Annotated in this window: 12 protein-coding genes; 11 read left to right on the forward strand and 1 reads right to left on the reverse strand. The window is 60.5% G+C overall.

From position 1 onward, the window contains the following. Positions 1 to 69 precede the first annotated feature (69 nt). Positions 70 to 1017, reverse strand: a complete 948-nt coding sequence (locus HU718_RS13420) for a SphA family protein (protein WP_186616032.1) — start codon at positions 1015 to 1017, stop codon at positions 70 to 72. 211 nt (positions 1018 to 1228) lie between these two features. On the opposite strand from HU718_RS13420, the gene HU718_RS13425 reads away from it, so the two are divergent. The 11 genes from HU718_RS13425 to HU718_RS13475 all read left to right on the forward strand — a co-directional run bounded on the left by HU718_RS13425 (position 1229) and on the right by HU718_RS13475 (position 12185). After that, positions 1229 to 2326 carry an AraC family transcriptional regulator gene (locus HU718_RS13425; protein ID WP_186616031.1) on the forward strand — a complete coding sequence of 366 codons (1098 nt, stop codon included), beginning with the start codon at positions 1229 to 1231 and terminating at the stop codon, positions 2324 to 2326. A 254-nt stretch (positions 2327 to 2580) separates the two neighbouring features. After that, positions 2581 to 3468, forward strand: coding sequence for a Dyp-type peroxidase (locus HU718_RS13430; protein ID WP_150705619.1), 888 nt, complete (start codon positions 2581 to 2583; stop codon positions 3466 to 3468). 22 nt (positions 3469 to 3490) lie between these two features. Further along, positions 3491 to 4459 carry a Gfo/Idh/MocA family protein gene (locus HU718_RS13435; protein ID WP_186616030.1) on the forward strand — a complete coding sequence of 323 codons (969 nt, stop codon included), beginning with the start codon at positions 3491 to 3493 and terminating at the stop codon, positions 4457 to 4459. Positions 4460 to 4681: 222 nt separating this feature from the next. Beyond that, on the forward strand, positions 4682 to 5434 hold the full coding sequence (locus HU718_RS13440; protein WP_038368826.1) for a GntR family transcriptional regulator: 753 nt from the start codon (positions 4682 to 4684) through the stop codon (positions 5432 to 5434). Further along, entirely contained in the window at positions 5431 to 7161 is a 1731-nt protein-coding gene (locus tag HU718_RS13445) for a fumarate reductase/succinate dehydrogenase flavoprotein subunit (RefSeq protein ID WP_186616029.1), read from the forward strand. The genes HU718_RS13440 and HU718_RS13445 overlap by 4 nt, the downstream gene beginning before the upstream one ends. A 28-nt stretch (positions 7162 to 7189) precedes the next feature. Further along, positions 7190 to 7435: a 4Fe-4S dicluster domain-containing protein gene (locus tag HU718_RS13450; protein WP_007959413.1), complete on the forward strand. Its 246-nt coding sequence runs from the start codon at positions 7190 to 7192 to the stop codon at positions 7433 to 7435. A gap of 210 nt (positions 7436 to 7645) precedes the next feature. Next, on the forward strand, positions 7646 to 9058 hold the full coding sequence (locus HU718_RS13455; protein ID WP_437180874.1) for an ABC transporter substrate-binding protein: 1413 nt from the start codon (positions 7646 to 7648) through the stop codon (positions 9056 to 9058). Positions 9059 to 9323: 265 nt separating this feature from the next. After that, positions 9324 to 10103 carry an ABC transporter permease gene (locus tag HU718_RS13460; RefSeq protein ID WP_150692229.1) on the forward strand — a complete coding sequence of 260 codons (780 nt, stop codon included), beginning with the start codon at positions 9324 to 9326 and terminating at the stop codon, positions 10101 to 10103. Next, the gene (locus HU718_RS13465; protein ID WP_077573190.1) at positions 10103 to 10951 is read left to right on the forward strand and encodes an ABC transporter ATP-binding protein; all 849 of its coding nucleotides are present in this window, start codon (positions 10103 to 10105) and stop codon (positions 10949 to 10951) included. The genes HU718_RS13460 and HU718_RS13465 overlap by 1 nt, the downstream gene beginning before the upstream one ends. Then, positions 10948 to 11910, forward strand: coding sequence for a HEAT repeat domain-containing protein (locus HU718_RS13470; protein ID WP_186616027.1), 963 nt, complete (start codon positions 10948 to 10950; stop codon positions 11908 to 11910). Before HU718_RS13465 ends, HU718_RS13470 begins: the two co-directional genes overlap by 4 nt. Beyond that, entirely contained in the window at positions 11907 to 12185 is a 279-nt protein-coding gene (locus HU718_RS13475) for a DUF971 domain-containing protein (RefSeq protein ID WP_102901948.1), read from the forward strand. Before HU718_RS13470 ends, HU718_RS13475 begins: the two co-directional genes overlap by 4 nt. Positions 12186 to 12302 lie beyond the last annotated feature (117 nt).

A 12302-nucleotide genomic window follows, 5' to 3' on the forward strand; every position in this document is an offset into this window, starting at 1 on the left:
GCGTATTCCACCCATGCGGTTTTCAGGTTTTCAGGCTACAAATCCAGGTGCGCTTTCCTACAAATGCACTCAGAACGCATAGGGAATACTCACCTTCGCCCACAACATTTCCCCCTCCGGCCGGTTCTCCACATCAAATTCCTTGGCCCAGCGAATCTCCGCACTGGCGTACTTGAGAAAGGTGAAGTGCAGCGCCGGGCCAATCGCGAACACTTTGCCGCGCACGCCGTCATTCACGTCCTGCCCGGCAAACTGCACGGTGTGGCCGAACTGTTTGTCGTCGGTGGTTTGGTTGAGGTAGTAGCCGTTGACGCCGAGCATCAGGTCGTCGGTGATCTTGTAGCTGGCCGAATAATCGAAGTGGAAGATCTGCCCGGACTTGTAGTCGGTGTCTTTGTTTTTCTCGTTGAAGCTGTAGGTGGTCTTCATCGAGACTTCGGTGCGTTCAGTCGGCAGCCAGGTGAACGAGAACAGCGGCTTATACGTGTAGAAATTGTTACTGGTGTTGGCCAGTCGATCGACGCTGTATTCGCCGGTGGGCACGGTGACTTCCAAGGCGGCACCGAGGGTCAGGTGCTTGCCCATGTCCCACAGAATGATCGGCGCGAAGGTGGTATCGCCCATGCCTTCGCGGGTGTCGCTCAAGCCGAACACCGAGACTTCCTGCTTCAGCCAGGGCTGGGCGATGTAGCCGGCCAGGCGTCCGCCGAATATCCGCACCGGGCTCAAGTAATCGAGACGCGGAATCACCGCGGTGGACTCGATTTCGACATTCGGCACTTTGCCGCCGAACGAGCTGATGTTGAGCTTTCGCGCCTTGTAGTGGTTGTAGTAGAGGTTGAACGCGACCATGTTCTCCGGAAGGCTGTCGACTTCCAGCGGCAGCATGAAAAAGCCGTCGGTGCCGGTGCCGATGTTGTCGACCCCGGCTTCGGTGGCCAGCGCCGGTAAGGTCACGCCGCAGCCCAGCAAGGAAAGGGCCAGGCGCAGGGGCAATGTCGCGCGGTTCGGGTGCATATCCGTCCTCATTATTATTGTGTTTTGGGCGCAACGCCGGCACGCAGTACGCCCGGCACTATAGAAATAAGCGCTTGGCGCCCGGCGGGGCAGGGTATTGGCGGACAGTTAGGGGGACTTCTGCGGACAGTCGGCCAACCCTGTGCTAACTTCCTTCGACATAACCGGTTACAAAAATAACAATCAAGCGTGATCCGGAATGTCAGCCCCCATGAACGTAAAAGTCCAAGACCCGACCTTTGAATTGGCGCTGGTTTCGCCATTTCTTTTGCAAACCCTCGCCGAAGTTGCGCAGAACAAGGGTATCGATCCCCAGAACCTGTGCCGTGGGCTGGGTTTTACCCTTGAGGATCTGCAGGATCCGGCGCAGCGGATTTCTTATCGTCAGGCGGTGGCGATGATTCAGCGCGCACTCAAAGTGCTGCCCAATCAAGGCTTGGGGCTGTGGGTCGGCGCGCAGAACGTACTCGGCACTTTGGGTCTGCTTGGGCATGTGCTGTCGCTGTGCAAGACCTTGCGCGACGCCTTTGCGCTGGGGATTCGTCATCAGCACACGTCGGGCGGGATTGTGGTGTCCAGCGTCGATGTGGTCGACGGTCAAGTGCATCTCGATGCCGAGTGCCGCTTGCCATTTGCCGATGTGCAGGTATTTGCGGTCGAGGAGTTTTTCGCCAGCCTGCTGGTGTATGGCCGCGCACTGGTGGGGGCTGAGTTCAAGGCGATTGCCGTGGAATTCGTGCATGCCGCGCCGGATTATCTGAGCGAATACCAGCGTTTGCTCGGGCCGGAGGTGCGCTTCGGCTGTCTGCACAATCGCATGCTGATCGATGCGCAGTGGCTGGACGTGAATCTGCCCAATCATCATTCGCTAGCGCTGCGTCAGGCCGTTGCCTTGCTGGAACTGGAAGCAGCGCAGGTGCATCAGAAACTCGATCTGATTCAGGCTGTGGAGCGGGCGATTGCCCGGGATCTGAGCAGCGGCAGCCACATTGAAAAGATTGCTGGTGATTTGAATATGAGCAGTCGTACGTTGCGGCGGCGGTTGACTGAGCATGCGCTGACGTTTGAGGCGCTGCTGGAACAGGTGCGCCAGGCGCGCACGCTGAGTCTGTTGGCCAATCCCGATATGCCGATCGAGCGGATTACCGAGGAAGTCGGGTACAGCGATGTGCGCAGTTTTCGCCGGGCGTTCAAGCGCTGGACGGGGTTGAGTCCGAGTGCCTGGCGTAATGACGCTAACCCTCACCCCAGCCCTCTCCCGGAGGGAGAGGGGGCCGACCGAGGTGTCTTGCGAGTTACATCGACCTGAAAGATTGTGTCGATTATGGACTTGAGAGAATGAAGGCTAACCGGGGTTTCTTGTGTCAAACATCGACCTGAAAGTTTTTTGTCGATTATGGATTCGGTACAGCAATTTCAAGTCGGCGTATCTCCACAGCATCCCCCAATCAGTTCCCTCTCCCTCCGGGAGAGGGCTAGGGTGAGGGGCTTTTGACTCCCGCCAAACCCACACAAACCCTCCGGCCACAGGTAAACTCCCGCGCACTTTCCCAAGGAGTTCACATGAGTTACTACCAGCCGGGCATTCTCGCCACCCCAGTTCCTGCGCAAGCACGTCACCTGTTTTTCGCCCTTGAGTCGGTGGAAGCGCTGCCGCAGGCGATCGACAACCTGATCAATCAGGTGGACGGCCAGTCGGCGGTGGTCGGTTTCGGCGAATCCCTGGCCAAAGCCCTCAACGTGCAGATCGACGGCCTGCGCAGTTTTCCGGCCATGACTGGCGTTGGCGTCGAAAACCCGTCGACCCAGCACGCACTGTGGGTCTGGCTGCACGGCGTCGACCGTGGTGACCTGCTCAACCGCTGCAACGCCCTCGAAGCCGCACTGGCCCCGGCCCTGCGCCTGGTAGAAATGCAGGAAGCCTTCCGCCACAAGGACGGCCACGATCTGACTGGCTATGAAGACGGCACCGAAAACCCGCACGACGAAGCCGCGCTTGCCGCCGCCCTGCAAAGCGCCGGCGCTGACGGCATGGTCGGCGGCAGCTTCGCCGCGATCCAGCAGTGGCAGCACGACCTCAAGGGTTTCCACAAACTCTCGTCCGACGACAAAGACAACATCATGGGCCGTCGCCTCAGCGACAACGAAGAGATTGACGATGCGCCAATCTCCGCCCACGTCAAACGCACCGCGCAGGAAAGCTTCGCCCCGGAAGCGTTTGTCGTGCGCCGCTCGATGCCGTGGATCGAAGGTGATCGCGCCGGCCTGATGTTCCTCGCTTTCGGTTTCTCGCTGGATGCCTTCGAAGCGCAACTGCGCCGTATGAGCGGTCTGGAAGACGGCATCACCGATGGCCTGTATCGCATCAGCCGACCGATTACTGGCGGCTACTACTGGTGCCCGCCGCTGAAGGACGGTCACCTCGATTTGCGCGCTTTGCGCATTGGCTGATCTTGAAAAAAGGGACTGAAAAATGAACGTGGTGCGCTGGGGTATGATCGGTTGCGGTGATGTCACTGAACGCAAGAGCGGGCCGGCCTTCTACAAGGTGCCCGGTTCGGCGTTGGTGGCGGTGATGGGCCGACGGTTTGAGGCGGTGACTGACTACGCCGCGCGCCATGGCATCGACCGGGTTTACACCGATGTCGATGCGCTGATCAACGATCCCGAGGTGGACGCGGTGTACATCGCCACGCCACCCGACAGCCACCACGCCTACAGCCTGAAAGTCGCCGCTGCCGGCAAACATTGCTGCGTGGAAAAACCCATGGCGCTGAATGCCGGGCAAAGCCGTGAAATGCAGCAGGCGTTTGCCGAGGCGGGTTTGCACCTGTTCGTGGCCTATTACCGCCGTTCGTTGCCGCGTTTTGCGCAGGTGCGGCAATGGCTGGAGCAGGGGCGCATCGGTGACGTGCGGCACTTGAACTGGACGCTGACCAAGGCACCTTCGCCGGCGGATCTGGACGGTCGCGACAATTGGCGCACCGATCCTGCGGTGGCCGGTGGCGGGTACTTTGCCGATCTGGCCAGCCATGGGTTTGACCTGTTCCAGTATTTGCTCGGCGACATTGTCGACATCGCCGGTTTCACCGCGCGTCAGGCCGGGTTGTATGCGGCAGAAGACGCGGTCAGCGCCAGTTGGCGGTTCGCCTCCGGGGCGTTGGGTATGGGCTGCTGGAGCTTTGTCGCGGATCGGCGTGAGGATCGGGTCGAGATCATCGGCAGCCTTGGGCGGATCAGTTTTTCGGTGTTTGATGAACATCCGGTGCAGTTGCAGGCCGATGAACACATCAGCCTGGAAATCCCCCATCACGAACACATTCAGTGGCATCACGTGCTGGGCATGAATGCGCATATTCGTGGCGAATCACAACACCCCGCCGTCGCCGAACAAGCGCTCAAGACCGACTGGGTCATGGACCAGATCCTCAAGCGCCACTGACCTTACCGACTTACACAAACCCCCTGTGGGAGCGAGCCTGCTCGCGAAGGCTGCGTGTCAGTCGCCATCATTGCTGAAATAACCACCGCTTTCGCGAGCAGGCTCGCTCCCACATTGGGCAGTACGTCGTCGTATCTAAGGTTATGCCCATTCGGTATTTCTCAACCTTGTCATAACAACTCTAAGATCACGTCATAACTCGTTATAACATGTGATCCCGCGATGACCGATAACGTTCTCTCTTTAAGCAGCGTCCCGCTGCACACCCAACTGCGCGACGTCCTCCGTGCGCGCATCCTCGACGGCGAATACCCGCAAGACAGCCAGATGCCCTCCGAAAGCGAACTAGGTGCCTTGTTCAAAGTCAGCCGCATCACCGTGCGCCAAGCCTTGGGCGACCTGCAAAAGGAAGGGCTGATCTTCAAGATCCACGGCAAAGGCACCTTCGTCGCCAAGCCGAAAACCTTTCAAAACGTCAGCAGCCTGCAAGGCCTCGCCGAGTCGATGACCGGCCGTGGCTACGAGGTGATCAACCGCCTGCGCAGCTTCAAATTCATCCCGGCCGACAAGCGCGTCGCCGAGCGTTTGCAAGTTGCCGAAGGCGAAACCGTCGCGCAGATCAAACGCGTACGCCTGATCAACCGTGAGCCGATCTCGCTGGAAATCACCTATCTGCCCAAAGCCGTCGGCGAGCGGCTGGAGAAGGCCGATCTGGTCACCCGCGACATCTTTCTGATCCTTGAAAACGACTGCGGCATCGCCCTCGGTCACGCCGATCTGGCTATCGACGCGGTGCTGGCCGACAGCGACCTGACCCAGGCGCTGAACGTCGAGGCCGGTTCGCCGATCATGCGTATCGAACGCCTGACCCACGACGCGCAAGGCCAGCCGCTGGACTTCGAACACCTTTATTACCGTGGCGATGCGTTCCAGTACCGCCTGCGGATCGACCGGCAAAAAGGGGAGCAGGCATGACCCGCAACGTGCTCGAACAGGAATACGACATCGTCGTCATCGGCGGTGGCACCGCAGGCCCGATGGCCGCGATCAAGGCCAAGGAAAAGAACCGCGATCTGCGCGTGTTGCTGGTCGACAAGGCCAACGTCAAACGCAGCGGCGCCATCAGCATGGGCATGGACGGCCTGAACAACGCGATCATTCCCGGCCACTCGACGCCCGAGCAGTACACCAAGGAAATCACCATCGCCAACGACGGCATCGTCAATCAGGCCGCCGTTTACGCCTACGCCACCCACAGCTTTGAAACCATCGAGCAGCTGGACCGCTGGGGTGTGAAGTTCGAGAAGGACGAGACCGGCGATTACGCGGTGAAAAAAGTCCACCACATGGGCGCCTACGTGCTGCCGATGCCGGAAGGGCACGACATCAAACAGGTCCTTTATCGCCAGTTGAAACGTGCGCGAGTGAGCATCACCAATCGCCTCGTTTGCACGCGGTTGCTGACTGACGCGGAGGGCACCGTCAACGGTGTGATGGGCTTCGACTGTCGCAGCGCTGACTTCCATGTGATCAAAGCGAAAGCCGTGATCCTCGCCTGCGGTGCCGCCGGACGCCTCGGTCTGCCGTCGTCGGGTTACCTGATGGGCACTTACGAAAACCCGACCAACGCCGGCGACGGTTACGCGATGGCCTATCACGCCGGCGCCGAACTGGCCAACCTCGAGTGCTTCCAGATCAACCCGCTGATCAAGGATTACAACGGCCCGGCCTGCGCCTACGTCACCGGCCCGCTGGGCGGCTACACCGCCAACAACAAGGGCGAACGCTTCATCGAGTGCGACTACTGGAGCGGGCAGATGATGTGGGAGTTTCATCAGGAACTGGAGAGCGGCAACGGCCCGGTGTTCCTCAAACTTGATCACCTCGCGGAAGAAACCATCCAGAACATCGAGGAAATTCTGCACAGCAACGAGCGGCCGAGTCGCGGTCAGTTTCACGCCAATCGCGGCACCGATTACCGCACGCAGATGGTTGAAATGCACATCTCCGAAATCGGTTTTTGCAGCGGTCACTCGGCGTCCGGTGTATGGGTCAACGAACGCGCCGAGACCTCGGTGAAGGGTTTGTACTCGGCGGGTGACATGGCCGCTGTGCCGCACAATTACATGCTCGGTGCCTTCACCTACGGCTGGTTCGCCGGGCATAACGCCGCAGATTTTGTCGCCGGCCGCGAGTTTTCTGCGCTGGACGCCGAGCAGATCGAGAAGGAAAAGGCCCGGGTCTACGCACCGCTGGATCGCGAACACGGTCTGCCGCCGGCGCAGGTCGAGTACAAGCTGCGGCGTTTCGTCAACGATTACCTGCAACCGCCGAAAGTCACCAAGAAGATGCAGATCGGCCTGCAACGCTTCAGCGACATCGAACGCGATCTCGAGCAGATGAAGGCCAACAACGCCCACGAACTGATGCGCGCCATGGAAACCAGCGTGATTCGCGATTGCGCCGAAATGGCCGCGCGTGCCTCGTTGTTCCGCGCCGAAAGTCGTTGGGGCCTGTACCACTATCGCATCGACCACCCGCAGCGCAACGACAGTGAATGGTTCTGCCATTGCCATTTGAAGAAGGGCGATGACGGCCAGATGACCAGTTTCAAGAAAGCCGTCGAGCCTTACATCATCCCGCTTGATGCCGAGGAAATGCAGGCTTACGACCGCTTGCGGGTCGGCGCTTTCGCCGCTTGATACATCAATAAATCAAAGAGTCCGAACCATGGCCTATCAAGCTCAGGAAATCTTCTTCCGCTCCAACGCCCCCGTCACCGTGGACGAGGACAAATGCATCGCCGAAAAAGGCTGCACCGTGTGTGTCGACGTTTGCCCGATGGACTTGCTGGCGATCAACCCGGCGACGCAAAAGGCCTACATGGCGTTCGATGAATGCTGGTACTGCATGCCGTGCGAGAAGGATTGCCCGACGGGTGCCGTCAAGGTCGAGATCCCCTATTTATTGCGTTGACCCCAGATCCACTGTGGGAGCGAGCCTGCTCGCGAATGCGATTTTTCATTCACAAATGATGGTGACTGGCACGCCGCCTTCGCGAGCAGGCTCGCTCCCACATTGGAATCGAGACAACCCAAAGCCATCCGGAAACACCGGACGCTGGATTCACCGAAAACCCCTCGTTTCCCACCGCGCCCTGATCGCGGCGGAGACGAACTCAAATAAATGATTCGAGGGGATACAACCATGTTGCGAGCAGCAATCGCCGGTCTGGTACTGGCTTCGTTCACCGTGTCGGCCTCGGCCGAAACCATCCGTATCGCCATCGGCACCCAGGACACCACCATCAACTGCGCCGCCGGCGGCTTGTTGATTCGTGAGCTCGGTCTGCTCGACAAATATTTGCCCCACGACGGCGCCTACAAAGACGCCAAATACGACGTGCAGTGGAAGAACTTCACCAGCGGCGCGCCGCTGACCAACGAGATGGTCGCCGGCAAACTCGACTTCGGCGCCATGGCCGATTTCCCCGGTGCGTTCAATGGCGTCGCGTTCGAAACCGCCGGCAAGCACAGCCTGTTCATCAGCGTTTTGTCGGGGAGCATCAAGGGCAGCGGCAACGGCATCGTCGTGCCGAGTGCATCCGGTGTGCAGGCGCTCAGCGAACTCAAAGGCAAGACGATTTCTGTGCCGTTCGCCTCCACGGCCCACGGCATGTTGCTGCGCGCGGTAGCGGCGCAGGGCTGGGATCCGCTCAAGGACGTCAACATCATTGCCCAGCCGCCGGAAGTCGCCGGCTCCGCGTTGCAGGCCGGCAAGATCGACGCCCACGCTGATTTTGTGCCGTTCGCCGAACTGTTCCCGAGCCGGGGTTTCGCCCGCAAGATTTATGACGGCGCTCAGGCCAATGCGCCGACGTTCCATGGTGCGCTGGTGGATCAGGCGTATGCGAAGAAGTACCCGGAAGTCGTCGTCGCGTACCTGCGCGCGAGTATCGAGGCCAATCAATTGCTCGCCGCCGAGCCTGAGAAGTACAGCGAGCTGATCGCCAAAGTCACCGGCGTCGATGCCGAGGTGAATTACCTGTTCCACGGCCCGCTCGGCGTGCAGACCCGCGACCTGAGCTGGAAGCCGGAATATCGTCAGGCGGTTGGTACGGCCATCGATACGTTGAAGCTGTTGAAGAAGGCTGATCGTGGGCTCGATCTGAATACGTTTATTGACGATCAATACATCCGGGCGGCGTTCAAGGCGTCGAACCTGGATTACACGGCGCAGTTGGCCAACTACGCGCAGACACCGTTGAAGGCTACCGGTAAAGCGATCACTGACTTTAGCCACGTTGCAGAAATCTGGGTGCGCGGTGAGAGCAAGGTGCGGCAGTACGCGTCTGCGGAAGAGGCGTTCGCTGCACTGGCCGCGTTGAAGCAGGAAGGCAAAACCATTCGCGCGGTGTATGCGCAGGCCAGTGACAGCGGGATCAAGTTGCTCGCGGAGCAGGCGTGGTTTGCCAGTGATGAGAAGGGACGGTTAAGTGCGTTTTTGCTTAAGGGGCAGGCTCAGCAATATGCCTCGGCGCAGGGTGGCAAGGTTTTTGACTTTACGGATGCCACGACCCAAGCGGTTGCTGCTCGCTGATTGAAAATCAAAAGCCCCTCACCCTAGCCCTCTCCCAAAGGGAGAGGGGACTGACCGAGGTGTTCGGGCAAGGTACGCCGACCTGAAATACCGAGTCGAACTCAGGTTCTGAAAAGCATGAAGATCAGCTCCCTTTCAAGCTGAGCGCAGGTTTTGAAAAGCGTGAAGATCGGCTCCCTTTCCCCCTCGCCCCCTTGGGGGAGAGGGCTGGGGTGAGGGGGTAAATCTCAGCCACAACACAGATCCAGAACTGGAAACCCGCTCCATGAAAACACCCATCCGCTGGACATCAAGAGCCGCCTCACTGCTGCTCTGCCTGCTGTTCTGGCAACTCGCCGCCAGCCACCACTGGAACCTCGGCCTCGTCACCTTCGCCAACGTGCCGACACCTATCGCGGTGATCGAAGCGGCATTGGGCCTCGGCGACTCCGGCAAGCTCCTGCAACACCTGAGCGCCAGCCTCAGCCGCGTGTTCGCCGGTTACCTCGCCGCACTGCTGATCGGCATCGCCCTCGGTCTGGCCATCGGCCGCTCGAAATGGGCCGAAGACCTGCTGCTGCCACCCCTCGAAGTCCTGCGCCCAATCCCTGCGGTCGCATGGATTCCATTGGCCATCCTGATGTTCCCATCGTCCGAACTGTCGATGGTCTTCATCACCTTCACCGGTGCGCTGTTCCCGATCCTGCTCAACACCGTGCACGGCGTCGAAGGCGTCGACCCACGCCTGATCGCCTCAGCGAAAAGCCTCGGGGCAGGGCGCCGCGCAATCCTGCTCGAAGTGATCCTGCCCGGCGCTGCGCCCAGCATCATCACGGGTCTTGCGATCGGCATGGGCACTTCGTGGTTCTGTCTGGTCACGGCAGAAATGATCTCCGGCCAGTTCGGCATCGGTTACTACACCTGGGAGTCCTACACCATTCAGAACTACGCCGACATCGTCGTCGGCATGTTGCTGATCGGCGTGTTGGGCATGGGCAGCAGTCTGCTGATCAAACGCCTCGGCGGGTTGTTCACGCCCTGGCATCGACCGCGAGGAAAAGCCTGATGAGCGTGATGCAAACCCCTGAGGGGCGGATCGACATTCGCCAACTGTCCATCGTTCTCGGCGCAGGGCGGGAAGCGTTCGAAGCGGTGCGCGAACTCGATTGCCAGATCGAACCGGGCCAGTTCGTCTGTATTCTCGGCCCGTCCGGTTGCGGTAAATCGACCTTGCTCGGTGCGTTGGCCGGGCATCTGAACGCGCACGCCGGCAGCCTGAAAGTCGATGGCGCCGCAGTGTCCGGTCCATCACCGCAGCGCGGCATGGTGTTCCAGCATCACACGCTGTTTCCCTGGCGCACGGTGCGTGACAACGTGGCTTTTGGCCTGAAGATGCGCGGCATCGGCAAGGCCGAACGTCATCGTGCTGCCGATGACATCCTCAAGCTGGTCGGCCTCGAAGGCTTTGCCGAACGCTGGCCCGATCAGCTGTCCGGCGGTATGCAGCAACGCGTCGAGATCGCCCGAGTGCTGGTCAATCGGCCACGGCTTTTGCTGATGGACGAGCCGTTCGGCGCGCTGGATGCGCTCACCCGTTTGAACATGCAGGAACTGCTGCTGGACATCTGGACGCGGATCCGCACCACGGTGGTGTTCGTCACTCACGACATCGACGAGGCGCTGTTCCTCGCCGACCGCTTGCTGGTGATGAGCGCACGACCGGGGCGAATCATCGAAGACTTGCGCCTGGATTTCGCCCGGCCACGCACCAGCGAACTGGTCACCAGTCCTGAATTCTCGCGCCTCAAGCGCCACTGTCTCGACCTGCTGCGCCACGACGATGACCGACCGCTGCCGCGCCTCAATCCGCTCGGCCTGCCTCCTGAAAACCCTTTGCCGCGATTTGCCCTATGACCTCTATTTTTGCTGTGACCGATAACGATGAAATCCTCGCCCTGCAACCGCGCCTCACTGCCGAGGATGCCGGTGTGCGCCGTATTGCGCTGATTGATCTGGCGGATCTCGAAGAGCCGGATGGCTTGCTTTGGCTGGTCGATCGCCTCGGCCAGGATCCCGCTGAAGACGTCCGCGCTGAAGCCGCGCGTTTGCTGGAGGCCTGGGAGGATGAAGACGTTGTGCAAGCCTTGTGCGAGGCGCTGACCGACCCGTCGCCCGCTGTGCAATCTGCCGCTGCACAAAGTCTGAGCCTGCTCAAGACTGAAGCGGCGGGGCGGGTGATTCTGCCGTGGACCGATCACGCCGACGTCAGTGTGCGCATCGCCGCGTTTCGCGCCTTGCGCGAATTGCGTTTCGCCGACGCGGCTCCTTCAGCCGTCGCGGCATTGAACGATGCCGACGCTAATGTCCGTCGCGAAGCCGTCGGCGTGCTCGGCTGGCTCAAACAACTCGACGCACTGCCAGCCCTAGCGCGATTGGCCAGCGATGATCCGGACACCGAAGTGCGCCGCGCCGCCACCGGTGCTCTCGGTTTGGCCTCCAGTGCTGAAGTCCTGCCAGCTCTGCGCCAGGCCTTGCAGGACACTGCCTGGCAAGTGCGTGAAGAGGCCGCAACGACATTGGGCAAAGTCGGCCACCAAGACGCCGGCCCGGCCTTGGTCGAAGCGCTGAGCGATGACTACTGGCAAGTGCGCCTGCGCGCCACTCGCAGCCTCGGTCGGCTGCGTTTCGCTCCAGCGCTGGACGCGTTGATCGAGACCCTCGGCCATCGCATCAGCAACCTGCGCAAAGAGGCCGCGCTGGCCTTGGGTGAATTGAATGATCGTGGTGCTGTGGCGGCATTACAGGCCGCCAAGGACGACGGCGACCCGGAAGTGCGCAAAGCCGTGCGCATCGCCTTGAGTCAATTGCAATGAACCCGCTGTCGGTGGGTAATTCACAGAGTGAAGGGACGCTACGCCTGAGCTGGCCGGATGGCCGCGAACAACAGCTCAACCACGCCGAACTGCGCCGCCAATGCCCGTGCTCGCAATGCCGCGCGTTTCGCCTCAAAGGCCTGACGCCGCTGGTTGATGAGCGCGTGCGCCTGATCGAACTCAACCCCCAGGGCTACGGCGTGCAACTGGTGTTCAGCGACGGCCACCAGCGCGGCATCTACCCGTGGGCCTACCTGGCAAACCTCAACTCTTAACCTGACAAATATCCAAATGTGGGAGCGAGCCTGCTCGCGAATGCGGTGGTTCATTCAGCGTTGATGGCGACTGATATACCGCCGTCGCGAGCAGGCTCGCTCCCACAGGTGGTCAGC

The sequence above is a fragment of the Pseudomonas tensinigenes genome (assembly GCF_014268445.2).
Lineage (GTDB): Bacteria > Pseudomonadota > Gammaproteobacteria > Pseudomonadales > Pseudomonadaceae > Aquipseudomonas > Aquipseudomonas tensinigenes.